The following is a 21236-nucleotide window of genomic DNA, read 5'->3' as shown; positions in this document are numbered from 1 at the left end:
TTGTCACTCAACACCCTGCGCCAACCAGACCGTTCTTCCCCCGCAGGCGGGATCTTCCACCACATGGTCGACCACGCGGAAGCCGTTCTCCTGCAATAAACGTCTGTACTCCTCCGGCGCCAGGCTGGCGTGAAACAGCGGCTGGCCTTCGAAGCTGCCGATCGCCACGCCGTCGGCAGGGCCGCTGGTGAACATCAGTGCGGCATGCGGCCCGGCATGCCGTCTGAACAGCGGAAACATGCGGCGCTGATCGTCGCGCGCCAGATGAAAGAAGCTGTCCCAGGCCAGCAGGCCGTCGAACTTCGTCGCCAAATCCAGCTGGCGCATATCCATTTGTCGCCACTCCTGCTGAGGAAAACGCTGCCGGCAGCGCGCGATCATCGCCTGAGCACCATCGACGCCGGTGACCCGATACCCCTGTTCGATAAAATAGGCGGCGATCGGCGCGCCATTGCCGCAGCCGAGATCCAGCAGCCGCGCATTGGCCGGGGTGAGCTGCAAAAAGCGATCGAGCCACGGCCGTTCAAACAGCGTGGAGGGTCTGAGGCGTTCCCAGGCGGCGGCATGTTCGTCATAAAGTGGGATAATGGTGCTCGCCAGTTTTTCCGTCATTAATATTGTCCCCATCACGTTATTGGTGCCAAAAAAATAGCCTTTGGTCAGAATTAAAGCGCTTATTCGATAATATATTCATCAACAGACCGTTGACCAGAAATAAAAGGTTTTAACATTTCGACATAAACCAGTACAATTCCCTACCCTGTGTTAACCCTTTTTTTAGGTTGATTGTGTCGTTAATTCAGCGCTCTGCATCGCGACATCGGGCCGCCGCCTGGTTAGGGATGTTTGCCATTCTGATGTTGTTCATTGCGCCGGTGGTCTCGCGATCCCTGGAGCATGTACGCGCCGGAAGTGCTGGAACGACCGTCATGGCGGATTGCGGCATGGAGATGCCGATGCATCACGGGATGCACTCGCCGCCGCCTGAGCCTGAAAAAGCCTCACAGCCGCTGATGCAGCACGGCGGCGGCCATCACAACATGGCGATGATGATGGACGACAGCGCCTGCGGCTACTGCGTGCTGTTGCTGCACGCGCCGCTGCTGGACGTGAGCCACGCCCCGCTGTTCTGGTCCCAGTTGCTGGCTTCGCGCCCGCCGCCGATTCACTATCTCGTTCCCCTGTTTGCCCACGTCGTTCACACCGAATTACAGCCGCGCGCGCCCCCCGTCTCTTTCCTCTGATTTAACAATAAACCCATTGCCGCTCTCTGTATTGCCGTTGATCGCTTCAACCCGGCGGAATTAATTCGCCCAACGGTTAATTATCGAGACGACATTATTAATCCGGTTATTTCCACGTTGATGGAATTAACCCCCGTATTTTCCGATGGTGATTTTCGCCAGGCCGCCCCACGCCTGAATAATCCCACGGCCAAGAACGGAAAAGAGTTAGCTTAAGGAAAGATGATGTTTAAACCGACTTATAAAAAGAACGCCGTTACCCGCGCCATCACCACCGCCATGCCGCTGTTCCTGCTGGCCGGCCACGCGGCGCAGGCGCATCAGCACCCTACCGACGCACAGGTTAATGATGGCGACGTGATCACCGTCACCGCGCCGCTCTACTCCCCGCTCACCATTGTCACCTCGCCGAAAACCCCGCGCCAGCCGGTGCCGGCCAGCGACGGTTCGGACTACCTGAAAACCATCCCCGGCTTTTCGCAAATCCGCAACGGCGGCACCAACGGCGATCCGGTGTTCCGCGGCATGTTCGGTTCGCGGTTGAAGATCCTCACCGACGGTTCGGAAATGCTGGGCGCCTGCCCATCGCGGATGGATGCGCCGACCTCTTACATCTCGCCGGAAAGCTTCGATCTGTTGACCATCACCAAGGGGCCGCAGACGGTGCTGTGGGGGCCGGGATCGTCGGCGGGCACGGTGCGTTTCGAGCGTGAACGCCCGCGCTTCGACAAGCCGGGCATCAAGGGCAGCGCCAGCGTACTGACCGGCTCCAACGGCCGCTGGGACGAGAATATCGACGCCAGCCTCGGTGCCGAACAAGGCTACCTGCGGGTGATGGCCAACAAATCCCGCTCCAACGACTATCAGGACGGAACCAATACGCGCGTGCCGTCACGCTGGGACAAGTGGAATGGCGATCTGGCGCTCGGCTGGACGCCGGACAACGACACGCTGCTGGAAGTGACTATGGGGCGCGGCAACGGCGAAGCGCGCTATGCCGGCCGCAGCATGGACGGTTCGCAGTTCAAGCGCGAAAGCCTGGGCATGCGGGTGGAAAAATCCAACATCGGTGAGGTGCTGGATAAGCTGGAAGCGCAGGTCTACTACAACTACGCCAACCACGTGATGGACAACGTTACCCTGCGCTCGCCGGGCAGCGGCGGCATGGGTGGCCACGGGGGCCATGGCGCTATGAGCATGGGCGGCCACGGCGGGCACATGATGTCCTCCGGCATGACGATGCAGCTCGATCGCCGCACCGTCGGCGGCCGCGTGATGGGCACCTGGCAGTGGCAGGACGTGAAGCTTGAAAGCGGCCTGGACACCCAAACCAACACCCATCGCAGCATGAGCCGCGGCAGCTGGGAAAAAGACGCCCAGTTCAACAGCTACGGCGCCTTCAGTGAACTGACCTGGTCCACCAGCGAACAGGATAAACTGATCGGCGGCGCGCGTCTTGACCGCACCCTGGTGGAGAATTTCCGCAGCGGCAGCGACGGGGAGCGTTCGGATACCCTGCCGAGCGGCTTTATGCGTCTTGAGCATACGTTGGCCGACCTGCCGCTGATGCTGTATGCCGGCGTCGGTTATACCGAGCGCTTCCCGGATTATTGGGAGCTGTTCTCGCCGAAGCTCGGCCCGAACGGCAGCAAGGATCCGTTCTCCAGCGTCAAGAGCGAAAAAACCACGCAGCTCGACATCGGCGCGCAGTACAACGGCAAACGCTTCAACGGCTGGGTTTCCGCTTACGTGGGCCGCGTCGATGACTTCATCCTGTTCAAATACGATCCGCACAACGCGCGTCTCAGCCAGGCCGATAACGTCAACGCCAACATCATGGGCGGCGAAATGGGCATGGGTTACCAGCTGAGCGAGCACTGGAAAACCGACGCCAGCCTGGCCTACTCCTGGGGCAAAAACACCAGCGACGGCCGGCCGCTGCCGCAGATCCCGCCGCTGGAGGCGCGTCTGGGGCTCACCTATGAGTACGGCGACTGGAGCGGCACCGGCCTGTGGCGTTTGGTCAGCAGCCAACACCGCGTGGCGATCAACGAAGGCAACGTGGTAGGCAAAGACTTTGCCGAAAGCGCCGGCTTCGGCGTGCTTTCCGCCAACGCCGCCTACAAGGTGAATAAAAACGTCAAGCTGAGCGCCGGTTTGGATAACATCCTGAACAAGACCTACAGCGAACACCTCAACCTGGCGGGCAACAGCGCCTTCGGGTATTCGGCCAACAGCGCGGTGAATGAACCAGGTCGCACCCTGTGGGCCAAGGTTAACGTCACCTTCTAAACCGTACACCGGGCGATGGGCAACCGTCGCCCGGTCAGGCGATATGCGATCCGGTTCTTAGGATATGAGTTTTAAGTTTTTCCCATTCGGTTGAGCGGCGATTAGTATCACTCGCAATGTAATCAAGGATCCGGAGGGAATATGCAAAAGCTCACTCGTTTTCTGGCCCTGCTCGGCGAGCTGGTGATTGAAAAAGCCGAAGACGCCGCGCCGCAGGCTGCTCAGCCTGACGATCGCGACGACGCGTTGCCGCCGCGTCTCGAACGTGGGGTTCCGCTGGCCGACCGCTTCCTGTTCATGTAATTCCCCTCACTGTCTTTTGGTCCGGCACGTTCCGATATTTCATTATCGGACGCCTGCGTCTATCTTCTTTCGATGGTTCCAGCCGATTCATCATAGGAGATAGCAACGCAATGAAGATCAGAACGGTAACCCCGCAAGACGCTGAAGCCCTGACGCAGTTATTGAATGACGTGATCGCCGCCGGCGGCACGACGGCGATAGAAACACCCCTTACCCCCGCCGAATTCAGCGAATGGTTCATCAGCGGCAGCAATGCGCTGAGCTGCCAGGTCGCGGAGGTGGATGGGCTGTTGGTGGGCTTCCAGGCGCTGAGCGCAGATGATGTTCTGCCGCCCGATACCGCAGATATTGCCACCTTTTCCCGCCTGTCGCCGAAGGTGCGCGGCGTCGGCAGTGCGTTGTTCCTTGCCACATTAGCGGCGGCGAAGTCGCACGGTTTCAAGCACATCAACGCCACCATTCGGGCGGATAACGTCGGTGGCCTCGCCTACTATCACAAAATGGGCTTTCGCGATTACGACCGTTTGCCGCAGGTGCCGCTCAGCGATGGCACGCCGATCGACAGAATCAAAAAACGCTTCTCCCTTTAACCCGCCAACCCGCTCACACTGAACGCACGATATGTTCGCGCAGCCACCGGTGAGCGGGATCCCGGTGCGATCGTTCGTGCCACAGCATGGTCATTTCAAAGCCCGGCACCGCCAGCGGCGGCTCGAGCCGTTGTAATAAAGGCTGATTGCGCACCAGCCGCTCAGGCAGCATCGCCACCAAATCGGACTGCGTCAGCACCGAGATAACGAACAGAAAATGTGGCACGGAAAGCACCACCCGCCGCGTCAGCCCCACGTCCGCCAACGCCCTGTCGGTCATACCATAGAACCCGCCGCCGTCCGGCGAGACCATCACCTGTTCCAATTGGCAAAATTGCGCCGGCGTCAGCCTGGCATGCAGCTTGGGGTGGCCGATTCTGCCCACCAGCACATAGTGTTCGCTAAACAGCGTGCGCTGCCGCAGGCCGGATGGCGCACCTTCTCGGGTATGAAATGCCAGGTCGATTTCCCCTTGCTCCATCCGTTTGGCGAGGCGCGCCGGGGCGATCTCCAACACCGCCAGCCGGGTGCCGGGCGCCGCCGTGCGTAAACCGTTCAGCGCCGGCAGCACGATGGTGGATTCTCCGTAGTCAAAGGCAGCCACGCGCCAGGTATCGGTCGCCACGGCGGGATCGAACGGCGTCGCCGGCGTCACCGCCAACTCGAGCGCCGCCAATGCCTGACGTAACGGTTCCCGCAGCTGTTCCGCTCTGGCGGTCGGACGCATGCCACGCGGGCCGGGCAACAGCAGCGGATCGTCAAAGATCGCCCGCAGTTTGGCGAGATGCACGCTGACCGCCGGCTGGGAGAAATTGAGCCGCTGTGCCGCGCGCGTGACGTTGTGCTCCGCCAGCAGCGCGTCGAGCGTCACCAGCAGGTTGAGATCCAGCCGCCTTAAATTATTCATAGTTATACCTGGGATAACGGTAATTCATTTCTAATATACTGACTAACACCCTAACCTGCAGCTCTCACACCAAGGAGAGCTGTTATGAATGTGCTGATTGTTTACGCCCACCCGGAGCCGCTGTCGCTGACCGGCTCACTGAAAAACTTCGCCGTTGAACGCCTGACGCAGGCCGGCCATCAGGTACAGGTGTCCGACCTGTACGCCATGAAGTGGAAAGCGGCGCTCGACGCTGACGACAGTCTGGAAGGCCCGGCAACGGCTCGTTTCGATCCTTCGCTGGATTCGCAGCGCGCGTTCGCCAACGGCATGCAGAGCGCCGATATCGAACGGGAGCAGCAAAAATTGCGCTGGGCGGACGCGGTGCTGCTGCAGTTTCCGCTGTGGTGGTTCTCGATGCCGGCGATCCTCAAAGGCTGGGTAGAGCGTGTATATGCCTATGGTTTTGCCTACGGCGTGGGTGAGCATTCCGACACTCATTGGGGCGACCGTTACGGCGAGGGGACGCTGGCGGGCAAACGGGCGATGCTGATCGTCACCGCCGGCGGCTGGGAGTCTCATTACGCCCCGCGTGGCATCAACGGGCCGATCGACGATATCCTGTTCCCGATCCAGCACGGCATGCTGCACTACCCAGGGTTCGAGGTGCTGCCGCCGTTCGTCACCTACCGCGCCGGCAAAACCGATGAAGCACGCTTTGCCGCCCTGTGCGAGCAGCTCGGGCAGCGGCTGGATAATCTGTGGAACGCCGAGCCAATCCGCTTTCGGCGGCAGAACGCCGGTGACTATCTGATCCCGCAGCTGACGCTGAAAGCGCATCTCGCGCCGGGGCAAGACGGTTTCGGCGTTCACATCGAGTAGCCGGATGCGCACGCCCGGGCGCATCCGGGGCGCGGCGTTAATTCAGGGCGGCGAGAAATGCCTGGTAGCCTTGCGCGCTGCGATCCAATTCGTGGGATTGCAGCGGCTCCACCGTCCCGTCCGACGCGGCCTCCTTGCCGTAAAAGGCGAAGAACGAGGCATAGTCGGCCCGCACGTAGCCGGCGGTGACTTCAAACGGCCGGAAGATTTCCTCCAGCGAATAACGATAGCGCCCGTCGCGCGCATAATCCTCTGCACGCACCCCCGCCGTGACCGCCAACGCCAGCTTCTTGTTTTGCATCTTGTAGCCGCTGCGGGAACCGTAGGCCCAGCCGTAGGTGAGCACGTCGTCCAGCCATTTTTTCAGCAGCGGCGGGCTGCTGAACCAGAAAATCGGGAACTGCAGTACGATGTTGTCATGGGCTTCAATCAGCCGCTGCTCTTGGGCGACGTCGATCTGCCAATCCGGATAGGCCTGATGCAGTTCGTGCACGGTATACCGCTCCGGATAGCGCCGCAGCTCCTCCAACCAGCGTTTGTTGACCACCGAGTTCGCCATATCGGGATGGGTCACCACCACCAAGGTTTTCATATCGATTTCTCCAGTCAGGTGTCTATCGGCGCATCATAGGTTATGCTGGAACAATGTAAAATACGCACACTCGCGACACATACTTACCCTGGAGAAAGTACCTAATGACCGCTGAATCCCACTGCAGCCCAACGGGCATCAGCCTCGAAGACACCGGCTATGGCTATACGCTGTCGGTGATCAACGGCAAATATAAAATGATTATTCTCTACTGGCTGGCGTTGTATAAGCCGGTATTGCGGTTCAACGAGCTGCAGCGCTGCGTCGGCACCATTTCGTACAAAACGCTGAGTTCGACGCTCAAAGAGCTGGAAAAAGATCGCCTGGTGGTGAGAAAGGAGTATCCGCAGATCCCGCCCAAGGTGGAGTACAGTCTGTCCGAGCGCGGGCGTTCGCTGATCCCGGTGATCGACATGATGTGCAACTGGGGGGAGCAGCACCGGCCGGAACAGCCGGTGCCGTGAGGGGTTAGTTGTCTGCCGCCGCTGAGGTTGCCGCAGCGGGCTCATCGTGCTCGACCAACGCGTCCGCCGGCCGGCACTGGCGCAGCGTGCGCACGCTGAAGGCCACCAGCACGCCGAGCACGGCGGCGAATGCGCCAAACGACAGCACGCTCATCAATGGAGTAAACACCCTGCCCAGTACGCCGAGTCCCAGCGCGCCGATCGAATCGCCGGTTACGTCCTGCGCGGTGCCGAGGCTGTTCACCCGCCCCAGCAGATGATCCGGCGTGTTGCTCTGGATCAGCATGAATTGCAGGAGCGAGGCGATGGCGTTGGCGTAGCCGTAGCACACCAGCGCCAGCAGCGCCGGCGCCAGGTGGCTGAACAGCCCCAGCGAAGCGATAGCGGTAAACGCGACGATGGCGGCGACCAGGATCAGCACGCCGGGACGAGCGTATCGCCCCACCCAGCCGCTGGTCAGCGCGCCCAGCATCGCGCCGAGCGGCACCGCGGAATACATCAGGCCGATAGAGGACGCCCCGACGTGGTAAGCGTCCTGCGCCAGCGCCGGGAACAGCACCCTGACGGCGCCGACGATGCTCATCAGCATTCCCAGCAGCACCACCGACCCCACCACCTTATTGCGCCAGACAAACTGGAAGCCGCTGGCGAGCGCGCGCAGCGGGTGTTCCGGCTCCTGCTGCTGCGGCAACAGCGTCGGCAGGCGCACCAGCGGGATCAGGGTGCCCAGCGTCCCGGCGGCGGCCACGGCGAACGCCAGCCCCACGCCGCCGAACACGATGATGATCCCGCCCAGCGCCGGCGCCAGGATCGCGCCGATGCGCACCGTCACCATACTCAAGGCCCCCGCCGCCGCCAGGTTTTCGCGCCCGACCAGCAGCGGGATCACCGCCATTAGCGCCGTCATGCCCAGCGCGCCGAAGAACCCGTCCCAGGCCGCCAGCAGGTAAAGCGCCCACAGCGACGGCGCCGGGGCGAAGGCGTTCAGACTCAGGGCGACAAAGCCCAGCCCGCAGGTGCCGCGCGCAAACAGGATCAGCTTGCGGCGATCGTAGCGATCGGCGAGCACGCCGCCCAGCATCAGGCCGATAAACATGCCCACCCCGTCCAGCGCCACCGCCACGCCCACCTGCAACGTGGAGCCGGTCATCGCCTGGATCTGGATCGGCACCCCCACCGCCAACATGCCGAGGGAAAACACCGACAGCATGCGGGCGCAGAAAATCGCGCGGAAATGCGCATTGCTTCTCAGCAAGCTGAAATCAAGAAAAAAAGAAGGTCTGGCCATAGTGTCCTGCATATCATGTTTTAGTACGGGCCGGGACGCACGCCCCCCGGCCCGGTTGCGTTATACCAACCCGTATTGCCGCGTCAGCAGCTGGTGCAATAGTGGGCCGAGCGTCTCCAGCGAAGCCGGCGACAGAATGTCCGCGTGTTCGCAGCGCTGGTGATGGCAGATCAGCCCATCCAGATACGGCGCCCACACGGCGTCGATATCCATCTCCGGCGGCAGCGTCTGGTCGGCGACAAACAGCGTTGCCGTGCCGTGGAAACGCCGGCTGCGCGCCTGGGACAGAATGCGCACCGCGTCGCGGTAGTTGGCGACGATGCTGTCGAACATCGCCGCCTTCTCCGCCATCAGCGCCGGATCGCCATGATCTTCCGCCATAAACTCGGCCTGCTCCTGCGCCACCTCTTTCTGCGCCTCCTCTTCGCTGGGGCCGGTCCAATCCTGGCCTTCCGGCGGATAGGTATCCAGCATCCCAAGGAACGCCACCTCTTCGCCCTGCTGCTGCAGGCGCGCGGCCATCGAATGCGCCAGCGTGCCGCCGAGCGAATAGCCCAGCAGGTAGTAAGGCCCCTGTGGCTGCAGGCGGCGCAGATTAGCGAGATGACGATCGACCATCTGCTCGATATCCTCGCAGGTGGCGATGGCGCCATCCGGTCTTGGCGACTGCAGCCCGATGATGGGGTAGCTCCCCGGCAGATAACGGCTCAGCCCCGAGTACTGCCAGGCGAAACCGGAAGCCGGATGCAGGCAGAACAGCGCCGGGCCTTGGCCGGCCCGCAGCTGCAGGCATTCGCCGACGCCGCGGCTCTCGGCCGAGTTGGCTGCCTGCGCGTCATCGAGCAGGTGCGCCATCTTCTCCAGGCTGCGGGCGAACATGATCTGCCCGACGCTCAATGGCCGCGGGACGCGCCGACGCAGCTCCGCCGCCAGACGCATCGCCAGCAGCGAATGGCCGCCCAGCGCGAAGAAGTCGTCGTCGGCATACACCGTCTCGCGCCCCAGCAGTTCCCCGAACAGCGCCGCCAGCAGGCGTTCGCTGTCGCCCTGCGGCGCACGCCCGGCTTGCAGGGCCAGCTGCGGCCGTGGCAACGCCTTGCGATCCAGCTTGCCGCTGGCGCTGAGCGGGAAGCGGTCGGTCATGACATAGCTGACCGGCATCATGTGCGCCGGCAAACGCTGCTCCAGCGCCTGATGCAGCTCGGCGGTATCCAGCGTCACGCCCGGTTGGGCGATCAGCCAGGCGACCAGCTGGCGCATATCGGCGCCGCCAAGCCCCGTCGCGCCCTCGCCCAGCTCGATGGCGTGCACTGCCGCTTGCGCTACCCCCGGCTGTGCCAGCAGCGCCTGCTCGATTTCGCCCAGCTCGATGCGCTGGCCGCGAATCTTCAGCTGATCGTCGCTGCGCCCCAAATACTCGACGCTGCCGTCTTCCAGCCAGCGGGCGATATCGCCGGTGCGATACATGCGCGCGCCGTTGCCGGCGGGATCGGCGACAAACCGCTGCGCCGTCAACCCCGGCCGATGCAGATAGCCATCGGCCAGCTGAATGCCGCGCAGGTAGAGATCGCCGGCGCAGCCGACGGGCACCGGCCGCAGCATGGCGTCGAGAATGCTCAGCTGGGTGTTCCAGACCGGTTTGCCGATCGGCACGCCGGCGCCGTTCACCGCCGCCAATGCCGCGCCGGACGCCGGTTGGTAGGTGACATCGACCGCCGCCTCCGTCGGGCCGTACAGGTTGTGCAGCGGCGCGGTAACCAACGCCTGGTAGCGGGAAGCCAGTTCACACGACAGCGCTTCGCCGCTGCAGAACACGCGTTTCAGGCTGGCGGCGGCGCGCTGTGGCGCCCGTTCGTTCAGCGCCTCCACCCAGATAGCCAACATGGACGGAACGAAATGCAGCGTGGTCACGCCATAGTTGTCGATCAATGTCGTCAGCGCCTGCGGATCGCGGTGCGCCTCCGGCGGCGCCATCACCAGGCGTGCGCCGACCATCAGCGGCCAGAAGAATTCCCAGACGGAAACGTCGAAGCTGCACGGCGTTTTCTGCAATACCACGTCCTGCGCATCGAGCGCATACTCGTGCTGCATCCAGAACAGGCGGTTGACGATCGCCCGGTGGTTCACCACCACGCCTTTCGGCCGCCCGGTAGAGCCGGAGGTATACAGCACGTAGGCGGGATAATCGCCGTTCCCCGCCGGTTGGCGCGGCGCCGGTTCACGCCCGCTCTCGTCCAGCGCATCGAACAGCAGCGTCGGCGCCAGCGCGGCGAAGCGGGCGTCCAACGCGTTTTCGGTGATAATCAGCCGCGGTTTGGCGTCCTCCACCATGTAGGCCAGCCGTTCGTCCGGGTAGCCGGTGTCCAGCGGCAACCAGGCGGCGCCGGTCTGCACAATCGCCGTCAGCGCCAGGCTGAGGCGCACGGAGCGTGGCAACGCCACCGCGACGATATCCCCCGGCTGAATGCCGGCCGCCGTCAGCCGCTCGGCCAGCAGCGCGGCCTGGCGCTGCATGTCACGGTAGCTGAGACTGTGCCCGGCATCCTGCAGCGCGATGCGTTCCGGCGTGCGCCGCGCTTGATCGGCGATCGCCTGATGCAAGGTGGTGTCCGCCACCGCCTGCCCGGTGCGGTTAACCGCCGCGATCAGCGCCTGCTCCTGCGGGGTTTGCAACTGCCAGCGCGGCAGCGGCAGATCCGGCTGGGCGATCCACTGTTGCAGCAGCGCCATCAGCCGCGCGGCGAAGCGCTCAGGCTGCGGCACCGAGGCGCGGTACTCCATCAGCAGGCGCAGACGTTCGCCCGGCAGCACCAGCAGCGTCAGCGGATAGTGGGTATAGCCTTTGTTGCGGATGGCATCGCAGCGCAGCGATCCTGTGCCGCCCAGCAGAGCGTCGTTGTCCGGGTAGTTCTCCACCACCAACAGCGTATCGAACAGCGTGCCCGCCCCGGCCAGGTGCTGAATTTCCCCCAACCCCAAATCATCGTGCTCCAGCAGTTCAATCTGCCGGTGCTGCAGGTCGGTCAACTGCTCCGTCAACGAACGATCGTGCTGCAGACGAACCCGCACCGGCAGCGTGTTGCTGAACAGGCCGACGTGTTCCTCGATCCCTTCTATCTGGCCAAAACGGCCGGAAACCGGCGAGCCGAACACCACGTCCTGCTGGCCGCAACAGCTGGCCAGCTGCAGCGCCCAAATGCCCTGCATTACGGTATTGAGCGTCAACCCGCGTTCGCGGCACAGGGTCAGCAAGCGCCTTTCCTCGGCCGGCGGCAGCGTCATTTCCAGCTCATGCACGCGTTCGTCCTGCGTTTCACCGAACAGCAACGTCGGGCGCACGTCCTGCAGCGTCTCGCGCCACAGGCGGCGCGAGGCTTCGGCATCCCGCGCGGTCAGGCGGCGCACGATATCGGCATAGTTCGAACGCAGCGGCGGTAACGCCTGCTCGCCTTCACGCAGGGCAAGCATCAGATCGTTGAGCACCACCGGCGTCGACCAGCCGTCGACGATCAGGTGGTGCGCGTTAAGGAACAGCGTGTAGCGTTCGCTATCGCCGTGTTTGACCCACAGCGCGTGCAGCATCGCGCCGGGCTGGTTGAACAGATCGCGCTGCAGTTCCTGCTGCTCCAGCCGGTGCAGTGCCTGCGCTTCTTGTTCTTCCGTTAGCGGCGGCAGCGCGTGGCTGTCCAGCGGCCAATGGCTTTGCTGCGGTATCAGCTGCAGCGGCTCGCCCTCGCGGTTGAATCGGGCGGCCAATTGCGGATGGCGGCGGATCACCGCATCCAGCGCCTGCTGAAGTTGATGCGCGTCCAGTTCGCCGCAGAGGCTCAGGCGCGTCAGCGAGTTATAGCTGCCGCCCTGCTGCGCCGTCTGCGCATGGAACAGCAGGCCGTGTTGCAGCGGCAACAGCGGCAGCGCCGCGGCTAACGGCCCGCACTCCCGCTCCCAGGCGCTCACCGCCTCATCATCGGCGCCCGGCTGGGCGATCTCGGCCGCCACCAACGTTGCCGCCGCGCGTTCGGGATGCCGTTCGGCAAATTCGCACAGTGAACGCACCGCTTGCTCGATGCCGCTGTGCAGCTGCGTAATGTCGCTCTCGCTGAAAATCCCCTCCAGCCAGCTCCAGTTGATCGCCAGGCACGCGCCGTCGCGCCGCTCTTCGACAAAGATATTCACCTCTAGGCCATACGACAGCGCCTGCTGCGCATCCTGCGCCACGGCGAAGGCGTCGCGGAAGCGGGTTTGGCTGCGCTGCGGCGTCCAGTGCCCCTCATCCTGGCTGAAACGCCCGAGGTAGTTGAATATAATCTCCGGGGCGTTACGCTGCGCCAGCGCCGCCAGATCGTCACGCTGCGGATGCAGATAACGCAGTTGGCCGTAACCGACGCCGCGATCGGCCACCGCTCGCGTCGCCCGTTTCACCGTGCGCACGGCCTCATTGTGCTCGGCGTCATGCAGTTCGATGCGCAGCGGATACTCCGCCGTCAGCCAGCCGACGGTGCGGGCCAGATCGAGGCCGTCGTCCAGTTCGGCGCGGCCGTGCGACTCCAGAGAGAAACGCAGCGAAGCGGCCTGGAAACGGCGGCGGCAGGCCTGAGCCAGCGCGCACAGCATGATCTCTTCAACCTGGGCGCGATAATCCTGCGGCAAGGTGCCGAGCAGCGCGGCGGTCAACCGGCTGTCGAGCAGCGTGCGCCGCTCGCTCACCGAGGCGATGCGATCGGTCTGCGGTTCCAGAGCGCGCCGGCCCAAACGCGGCACGCCGTCCGCCAGCATTTGCCGCCAGAACGGCAGCTCGGCTTCCCGGCGTTCCACGTCGGCGCGTAAACGCGCGGACCACTCATAGAGCGAGGTTTCTTCCGGCGGCAGCGTGATCGGCCGCCCCTGCATGGCGCTGTCGGCCACTTGCCGCAGCTCCTCGAGCAGGATGCGCCAGGAAACGCCGTCGACCACCAGGTGGTGGATCGCCAGCACCAGCCCCAGGCTCTGCCCGTCGCGCTGCAACAGGATCGCCTGCATCATGGCGCCGGCCGCCGGATCGAGATGCTCGAGTGCGGCGTCGAAAGCCTGTTCCGCCGCCGGCTCCAGTTCGCCGGATACGGCCTGAACCTGCATGAACTCAGCGGTAGCGGCTTCTTCAACCACCAACCGGCCATCGCGGATCCTGGCGCCCAGCGCCGGGTGCGCCGCGCGCAGCTGATCCAACGCATCACGCAGCTGTTCCGGTTGCAGCTCGGCAGGCACGCGCAGGAAAACGCCGTGCGCGAAGCGGCGATGCATATCGCCCGTCTCGGCGAACCAGTGCAGGATTGGCAGCCCGTCGATCGGGCCTTGCTGCACGCTGCGTGAGGCCTGAGAGTCTACGGCCAGCGGCTGCATCGCCTGCGCCATGCGCGCGGGGGTGTGCAGCGCGAAGATCTCGCGCGGCCGCAGCAGATAACCGTTGCGCCGCAGGGCGGTGCCCAGCCCCATCGCCGAGATGCTGTCGCCGCCGAGCGCAAAGAAATCGTCGTCGGCGCCGACGCGCTCCATCCCCAATAAGTTGGCCATCGCGCGGCAAATCAGCCTTTCCTGCTCGGTGGCCGGTTCGCGAATGCTTTGCGCCAGCGTCTCCTGCGGTTTGGGCAGCGCCTGGCGGTCAATCTTGCCGTTGACGTTGAGCGGCAGCTCCGGCATCACCACCAGGATCGCCGGCACCATATAATCCGGCAGACGCTGCGCCAATTGCCCCAGCAGCTCGCTTTGCAACGTTGGCGAGGCGCGGCGCGCGTCATCCTGTACCGAGCAGTAGCCGATCAGGCGATAGGTGGCGCCGATCGGCTCGGCGATCACCACCGCACGCCCCACGTCCGGCAAGGCGGCCAAGGCGCTTTCCACCTCCCCCAGCTCGACGCGGAAGCCGCGCACCTTGATTTGGTGATCGGTCCGGCCAATGAACACCAGCTGACCCTCCGCGCTCCAGCGCATCAGATCGCCGCTGCGGTACATCACCTCGCCTTCGGCGAACGGGTTGGCGACAAAGCGCGCCGCCGTCAGATCCGGACGCCGCAGGTAACCGCGTGCAATGCCTTTGCCGGAAATGTACAGCTCGCCCGCCGCGCCGATCGGCACCGGCTGCAGGCGGCTGTCGAGCAGCCAAACTGAGGTATTGGCGAGGGGACGGCCGATCACCGGCTGGTCTGCGGCCGTCACCGGCGCGCCGAGGGTATCGACGGTGTATTCGGACGGGCCATAATAGTTGTGGATCTCCACCTCCGGATGCTGCTGCATCAGGTTCCACAGCGTCGGCGTCGCCGCCTCGCCGCCGATCATCACGAACGACGGCAGCGGGAACTGCCCCTTCAGCAGGCCGCAGTCCACCAGTTGCGAGAAGAACGACGGCGTGATGTCCAGCAGATCGATCGGCGTCTGTTGGGTTTGTTCCAGCAGCGCCCAGGGGTCGCGGCGCAGCTCCTCATCGAAGATAACCAGTTCGCTGCCCATCATCATGCAGAACAGCGGTTCCCAGGATGAGTCGAAAGAAAACGAGGCGGTATGGCCGGCGCGCAAGCGGCGCGCGTGGCGAGCCTGGAATTTTTCGATCGCCGGGCCGAACAGAGAGGCCTGGTGCGACAGGAACAGGTTCAGCAGCCCGCGGTGGGTGGACATGACGCCCTTGGGTTTGCCGGTCGAGCCGGAGGTGTAAATCATGTAGGCGAGATGCGCCTCGCTCAGCGGCACGCGCCGCTCTGCATCCGTTATCGGCGTGCTCTCGGCGGCCGCGCAGCGCGCCAGGCACGGGGCGTCGTCCAGGCACAATACCTGCGGCAGATCCGGCATGTTGGCCCGCGTGGCGCGGTGGGTCAGCAACATCACCGGCCGCGCGTCGTCGCACATCAGCGCCAAACGTTCACGCGGATAGTCCAGATCGAGCGGCATATAGGCCGCGCCGCTGGCCAGCACGCCGAACAGCGCGACCAGCGTGTCCACCGAGCGCGGAATGCCGATGGCGACCACGTCTTCGGCGCCGATGCCGCTTTCGATCAGCACTCGCCCCAGCTGCATCACCCGTTCGGAGAGCTGCCGGTAGCTGAGGCGCACGTCGCCGCAGGCCACCGCCAACGCCTCGGGCTGGCGCTCAACCTGGCGCTGGAATGCATCCATGATCGAGACCATGCCCGCCGGCGGCGCCAGCTCTGCGCCGCGCCCCCAGGCCGCGAGTTGTCTGAGTTCCCCTTCGCCGATCAACGCCAGTTGACCGTGCGGTTGATGCGGCTGCCGCGCCAGCTGCTGCAGCCAATGGCCGATGCGCTCCGCGTGATGATGCAAGGTGCGCGGCGAGTATTTGGCCGGGTTGGCGACCAAAGACAGCGTCAGCACGCCGCTTCGAAAACCGATCTCAAACTCCAGATCGTCGACCGGCCCCATCGCCAGCGTATGGGTGACGGCCGCCTGACCGTCGAACGACAAGGCGCCGTGGTAGACCTTGACGTTGACCACCGGCCCGTAGAGTTCCTGATGGCCGCCGACCAGGCCGAGATCGCGTTTGATCTGCTCCGCCTCATAGCGTTGATGGCGGCGCGCCTGCTTGATCTCCGCCACGGTGGCCTGGCAGACGTCCGCCAGCGACAGATCCGGCGTCACGTTAAGCAGCAGCGGCAGCACGTTGACCACCGGGCCGACCGCCGCCAGCGCCTGCGACCCCATCCGGCGCATGAAAGGAAAACCGATTGAGAAGCGGGTTTCGCCGCTCATGCGCGCCAGATACATCGCCAGCGCCGCCGTGACGATATCGGCCGGTTGCAGCGACTGCAGCGCATCATCGCGCCGCGCTTCGTCAAACAGCGATTCAGGCAGTACCAGCGCCTGTTTGAGCGGCTGGGCGCCCGGTTCAACCTCCCGGTTTTCCGTCGATAACGACAGCGGCGACGGCAAATCGCGCAGATGCTGGCGCCAGAATTCGGCCGCCCGCTCACGTGCGGGCGACGTTTGCCATTGCTGAAACTCTTCCACCACCTTGCCGAACGGGGTAAACGGCGAGGCCGCCGGCGCCAGCCCGTGGCGCAGCGCGCGATAGAGATCGGCGATCCGGCGGGTGATGGCTTCGAAGCTGAAGCCGTCCAGGGTCAGATGATGAAAGCGCTGGTACCAGAACCAGCGATCGGCGCTGACGCGGATCACCATATGGCGATAAAGCGGCCGCTCGCCGTCTGCCGGCAGATCCTGCGCCAGCTCGTCGTTCATCAGCGCCAGCGCCGCCTGTTCGGCGTCCGGCCGTGCGCTGAAATCGAGCCACTCCGGCGCCTGCACGCGTGCGGGGTCGGCTATCAGCGGCAAACGCTGCACCGGCTGGCCGTCCTGCGCCTCAAAGAATCGCGCCTGAACCGTATCCGCTTCGGCCAGCCCTTGACGGATGGCGCGCTCCAACGACGAACGATCGATAGCGCCGTGCAGTTCGGTGTAGTGCGCCACGGCGAAGCCGTTGCGGCGCAGCGCGATTTGGTCGGCGATCCAGATCCCCGGTTGCGCTGCAACCAGCGGATACTCCCGATACTCGACCTGAGTATCCGGCAAAGAAAGCGTTTCTGACATGGTGTCTGTCCTTTTCCTCAAACGGAATGTATCGATGTGGCTGCCTGGCGCTTAACGCGCCGCATCCGCCGCTTTCAGCGCCGCATCCGCCGCTTTCAGCGCCGCCGGCCGCATGTCCTGCCAGTGCGTTTCGATGTAGTCGATGCATTCGCCGCGCGACGCCGGCCCCATCAGCACGCGCCACCCCTGCGGCGTCTCGGCAAACTGCGGCCACAGCGAATACTGCTGCTGCGCGTTGACCAAAACGGTGAAACGGAGGCTTTCGTCATCGAACGGGTTTTGTTGTTCCTGAGTCATTTGCATTACCTGTCTGTCAAAATGTGTGGGTTATTCCATCGCGGAAAGCAGCTGGCGCACGCCGTCCACCAGGCCGCCGCGCCAGCAGAGCGCATCGTGCCCGCCGGAAAACACGCGGTATTCGGCGCGGTGCCCCGCCGCCGTCAGCGCCTGGTGCATCTGGCGATTAACGAATTCGATGTCCGCCTCCCGATCGCCGGCTTGCTGAATCACGGTGAGCGTGGGCGCCGCCGCGTCGCGTTGCCGAACCTGGCGTATCAGCCAGCCTTCCTCCAGTTCGTGGCGTTTTTCGAACTGGGTAACGAATTGCACCGTGGGCCACCAGAAGGAGCCGGACTGGCTCAGCACGCGGCCGAAGCGTTCCGGCCAGTGCACACCGGCATATAACGCCGCCAGCCCGCCGTAGCTTTGGCCGGCGACGACGGTGCGCGCCCCTTCCTCGCTGAACGCTTCGCGCTTCTGCGCCTGCGGCAGCAGCTCTTCGATGATTGCCTGCCAGAAGGCGGCGTTGCAGGGCAGCTCGTTTTCCCGGTGTTCACCGTCGATCGCATCGATCAGCAGCCAGCACGCAGGCGGCAGCCGCCCTTTTGCGGTTTCATGCTCGATCACCGGCAACAGCGCGTGCCTTTCGATCCAGTTTTGGCCATCGAGCAATAGCACCAACGGGCGGTTCGCTTTCACCGCCGCGTCGCCGCTGGCATACAGCCAAACGCGCCGCTGGTTATCCAGACGTTCGCTGCGCCACTGAAAAAGCTGTAGCCGCGCCTCGTCCAATGGCCGATCGGCGGCCTGCCAGGCGCTTTGGTCGTCGGCATCCGGCCCTTGCGCCAGGGAAACCGGGCGCGGGCGATGCGAAGGCCCCAGCGAAAGGCGATTCAGCGGATCGGCGATCGCCAGCGGGAACAGCGATACCCACCAGGCGCGCTGCTGGCGATCGCGCAACGTTTCGTCGCCGCTGAAGACGGGGGGAAGGTCCCGGTCGGTAATGGGGATCAGGCTGTAGCTGCCACGCCAGCGGCGATCGATAACGGCGGCGCCGTACCAAACGTCGGTGCCGGGGAGCCGGGTCAGGCTGCTGGGAGACGTGCTGTGATGATCGGTAATGCCGTTGATATCGGCGTAAACGCGGCATATCGGCGAGTGCCGTTCATCGCCGGCGGGATCGCGCCACAGCCAGGTCATTTTGACGTGGCTGTCATCGTGCGGCTCGACGATGGGCATGCCTTGTGAGGCGACCTTCTGCCACCACGCGGGCTGCCCTGCCGCCTCTTCACGCAGCCACTGCGCCGCCAATCCCTCATGACCGCTTTCTGGCCTCTTTTCCGGCAAAAACTCCATAGCGCCCCTTACATAACATGAGTGATTTTTACAAAACCTGACAATCGTATTGATACTCATTATCGTTTTCAATACTATTTGTCGGATTTTTACCGTCGTGCACACACGGCGTTTCCGCGTCGACGGGTGAAGAGCGCTTGTCGGAATTTCGGGGTTTATCAGGGTGGCATGACACACAACGCAGGTATGCAGGAGAGATAATGAAGATTAAAAACAAAGGGATAGAAAACGCGAACGCAGAGGCGATGTCCGCCAAGCGTTTATTGCTGGGATCGGCGCTGGCCTTACTGCCCTTCGCGCCACACGCGTCCGCCGCCGCGGACGAGACGATTCTGGTGACCGCCGACGCGCAAAACAGCGTGACCGCCCCGGTCAAGGGGATCGTCGCCAAAGAGAGCGCCGCCGGCACCAAGACCGCCGCCTCTCTGCGTAAAACGCCGCAGTCCATCTCGGTGGTCACGCGCGAGCAGATGAACGACCAGGAGCCGGCGTCGGTCGCCGACGCGCTGAACTACACCAGCGGGGTAATCACCACCTACCGCGGCAACTCCAACCGCAATGACGAAGTGATCAGCCGCGGCTTCCGCTATGCGCCCAAGCTGCTCGACGGCCTGCACTTTGGCCTTTCGAGCCAAAACGGCGGCGCCGGGCAGATCGATCCCTGGCTGCTGGAGCGCGTGGAGATGGTGCACGGCCCGGCCGGCGTGTTGTACGGCCAGGTCAGCCCCGGCGGCGTGGTGGTGATGACCAGCAAGCGCCCCACCGCCCAAAGCATTCACGAAGTCAAATTCAGCACCGGCAACCGCCATCTGGCGGAAACGGCGTTCGATTTCGGCGGCAAGCTCAACGACGACAATACCCTGTTCTACCGCCTGAACGGCATCGCCAGAACCGAACATGAGTTTGTCAAAGACAGCAAGCAGCAACGGGTGGCCATCGCGCCGGCCTTCACCTGGCTGCCGAACGAAGACACCAGCTTTACGCTGCTGACCAGCTACCAGAACGATCCGAAAGCCGGATCGCGCAACTTCCTGCCGCGCGCCGGCACGCTGTTCCCGACCAGCGCGGGCTATGTGCCCTACGACTTCAACATCAGCGAACCCAGCTTCAACAAGTCGCGGCGCGAGCAGGCGTCGATCGGCTACAGCCTCGAGCATAACTTCAGCGATGCGCTGTCGTTCACCCAGAACCTGCGCTTCACCCACCGCGATGAAGACTATAAATATCTGGTTTATAACGTAAACTCGAAGGTCAACGACCACACCGTCACCCGCATGGCGCAGCATGAAACGCAGATGACCAACGAGTTTGGCGTGGATAACCAGCTTAAGGGGTTGTTCGACACCGGCGAGGTGAAGCACACGGTGCTGGGCGGGCTGGATTACCGCTACAGCCATATCGATTCGAAGATGTATCGCGATCGCGGCAACGACTACCCGATCGACTGGGCCAACCCGGTTCGCCCCAGCATCGATGGCAGCACGCTGGCGCTGGCTTCCAGCGACTTGAAGACGCTGAATCAGGTCGGGGTGTATCTGCAGGACCAGCTGGAGTGGAATAACTGGAACCTGCTGCTGTCCGGCCGTCAGGACTGGTCACAGGTCAACACCCGCGATCGCACCAGCGGCGGTAAAGAGCAGACCTACAACGATGCCCAGTTTACCGGCCGCGCGGGCCTGCTTTACGCCTTCGACAACGGCATTTCACCGTATGTCAGCTACAGCACCTCGTTCGATCCTAACCTGTACCCGAGCGCGCCGGGCGCCGATCCGCTCAAACCGACCACCGGCAAACAAACCGAGGTGGGCGTGAAGTACCAGATCCCGGGCGGCAACACCCTGCTGACCCTCTCCTGGTTCGACATTACCCAGCGCAATGTAGCGTCCTATAACCGCCTCACCTCCGCCTACGAGCAGATTGGTAAGGTGAAATCCAAAGGGATTGAGGCGGAAGTGCACGCTCAGCCGACGCCGGAGATCAAGCTGACCGCCGCCTATACCTACACCGACGTAGTGACCAAAGACTCCAACTCGGCGGACGAAATCGGCCACAGCCCGGCGGGCATCCCGCGCCACGCGGCGTCCGCCTGGGGCAGCTACAGCTTCCTGAGCGGCGCGCTGAACGGCCTGACCGTCGGCAGCGGCGTGCGTTACATCGGCGATGCGCCGGCCGACGCCATCGGCCAGTACGATGTGCCGCACTACACGCTGTACGACGCCATGGTGAAATATGACCTCGGCCAGGCTTCGTCGGCGCTGCGCGGTGCAGCGCTTCAGCTCAACGTACAGAACCTGACGGACAAGAAATACGTTTCATCCTGCAGCGGCGAGTACGCCTGCTTCTACGGCAGCGGCCGAAGCATCATCGCTTCGGTCAACTACCGCTGGTAACAAAAATGGGCGGCCAGCGCCGTAATGCTTGTCAGTTAAGCTTTTGAGGAAGCCGCAACGTATAACGTTGCGGCTTCTTTTTTACTGCCCGCGGGTAAT

At 63.6% G+C, this 21236-nt stretch carries 14 protein-coding genes; 7 read left to right on the top strand and 7 right to left on the bottom strand.

Features of this window, described 5'->3' with window-relative positions; translation table 11 throughout:
• Positions 1 to 3: 3 nt before the first annotated feature.
• Positions 4 to 612 carry a class I SAM-dependent DNA methyltransferase gene (locus AC4PR2_RS16325; RefSeq protein ID WP_197803300.1) on the bottom strand — a complete coding sequence of 203 codons (609 nt, stop codon included), beginning with the start codon at positions 610 to 612 and terminating at the stop codon, positions 4 to 6.
• A 230-nt stretch (positions 613 to 842) separates the two neighbouring features.
• Here AC4PR2_RS16325 and AC4PR2_RS16320 point away from each other — a divergent pair, with 230 nt between their 5' ends.
• The 4 genes from AC4PR2_RS16320 (at position 843) to AC4PR2_RS16305 (ending at position 4429) form a co-directional block, all read left to right on the top strand.
• Positions 843 to 1244: a DUF2946 domain-containing protein gene (locus AC4PR2_RS16320; RefSeq protein WP_072265387.1), complete on the top strand. Its 402-nt coding sequence runs from the start codon at positions 843 to 845 to the stop codon at positions 1242 to 1244.
• A gap of 225 nt (positions 1245 to 1469) precedes the next feature.
• Positions 1470 to 3536, top strand: coding sequence for a TonB-dependent copper receptor (locus AC4PR2_RS16315; protein WP_089185981.1), 2067 nt, complete (start codon positions 1470 to 1472; stop codon positions 3534 to 3536).
• Positions 3537 to 3677: 141 nt separating this feature from the next.
• Positions 3678 to 3839, top strand: a complete 162-nt coding sequence (locus AC4PR2_RS16310) for a hypothetical protein (RefSeq protein ID WP_197803303.1) — start codon at positions 3678 to 3680, stop codon at positions 3837 to 3839.
• A gap of 110 nt (positions 3840 to 3949) precedes the next feature.
• Positions 3950 to 4429 (top strand): GNAT family N-acetyltransferase, encoded by a 480-nt coding sequence (locus AC4PR2_RS16305; RefSeq protein ID WP_197803305.1) that lies wholly within the window; start codon positions 3950 to 3952, stop codon positions 4427 to 4429.
• 13 nt (positions 4430 to 4442) lie between these two features.
• Here AC4PR2_RS16305 and AC4PR2_RS16300 read toward each other — a convergent pair whose 3' ends face one another.
• Positions 4443 to 5336 (bottom strand): LysR family transcriptional regulator, encoded by an 894-nt coding sequence (locus AC4PR2_RS16300; RefSeq protein ID WP_337046693.1) that lies wholly within the window; start codon positions 5334 to 5336, stop codon positions 4443 to 4445.
• 84 nt (positions 5337 to 5420) lie between these two features.
• Here AC4PR2_RS16300 and AC4PR2_RS16295 point away from each other — a divergent pair, with 84 nt between their 5' ends.
• The gene (locus AC4PR2_RS16295; protein ID WP_033653144.1) at positions 5421 to 6197 is read left to right on the top strand and encodes an NAD(P)H-dependent oxidoreductase; all 777 of its coding nucleotides are present in this window, start codon (positions 5421 to 5423) and stop codon (positions 6195 to 6197) included.
• Between the two features lie 37 nt (positions 6198 to 6234).
• Here the strand turns inward: AC4PR2_RS16295 and AC4PR2_RS16290 are convergent, their stop codons facing one another.
• Complete coding sequence (locus AC4PR2_RS16290) at positions 6235 to 6789, bottom strand: NAD(P)H-dependent oxidoreductase (RefSeq protein ID WP_049199666.1); 555 nt, start codon at positions 6787 to 6789, stop codon at positions 6235 to 6237.
• Positions 6790 to 6893: 104 nt separating this feature from the next.
• On the opposite strand from AC4PR2_RS16290, the gene AC4PR2_RS16285 reads away from it, so the two are divergent.
• Positions 6894 to 7253, top strand: a complete 360-nt coding sequence (locus AC4PR2_RS16285; RefSeq protein WP_142109910.1) for a winged helix-turn-helix transcriptional regulator — start codon at positions 6894 to 6896, stop codon at positions 7251 to 7253.
• 4 nt (positions 7254 to 7257) lie between these two features.
• Here AC4PR2_RS16285 and entS read toward each other — a convergent pair whose 3' ends face one another.
• Genes entS through fes form a run of 4 tightly spaced genes read right to left on the bottom strand, consistent with a single transcriptional unit; the run spans position 7258 to position 18747 of the window.
• On the bottom strand, positions 7258 to 8541 hold the full coding sequence (entS, locus tag AC4PR2_RS16280; RefSeq protein WP_060439923.1) for an enterobactin transporter EntS: 1284 nt from the start codon (positions 8539 to 8541) through the stop codon (positions 7258 to 7260).
• 60 nt (positions 8542 to 8601) lie between these two features.
• A complete protein-coding gene (locus AC4PR2_RS16275) occupies positions 8602 to 17112 on the bottom strand; it encodes an amino acid adenylation domain-containing protein (protein ID WP_492175286.1) in 8511 nt (2836 codons plus the stop codon).
• A gap of 51 nt (positions 17113 to 17163) precedes the next feature.
• Positions 17164 to 17409 carry an MbtH family protein gene (locus AC4PR2_RS16270; RefSeq protein WP_492175285.1) on the bottom strand — a complete coding sequence of 82 codons (246 nt, stop codon included), beginning with the start codon at positions 17407 to 17409 and terminating at the stop codon, positions 17164 to 17166.
• A gap of 30 nt (positions 17410 to 17439) precedes the next feature.
• A complete protein-coding gene (gene fes, locus AC4PR2_RS16265) occupies positions 17440 to 18747 on the bottom strand; it encodes an enterochelin esterase (RefSeq protein ID WP_337046689.1) in 1308 nt (435 codons plus the stop codon).
• Positions 18748 to 18947: 200 nt separating this feature from the next.
• Between fes and AC4PR2_RS16260 the strand changes: the two genes are divergently transcribed.
• Complete coding sequence (locus tag AC4PR2_RS16260) at positions 18948 to 21137, top strand: TonB-dependent siderophore receptor (RefSeq protein WP_492175284.1); 2190 nt, start codon at positions 18948 to 18950, stop codon at positions 21135 to 21137.
• Positions 21138 to 21236 lie beyond the last annotated feature (99 nt).

The organism is Serratia sp. A07 (assembly GCF_058725505.1).
Note: the sequence above shows the minus strand (reverse complement) of the source record. Positions and strands in the feature narration are given on the sequence as shown.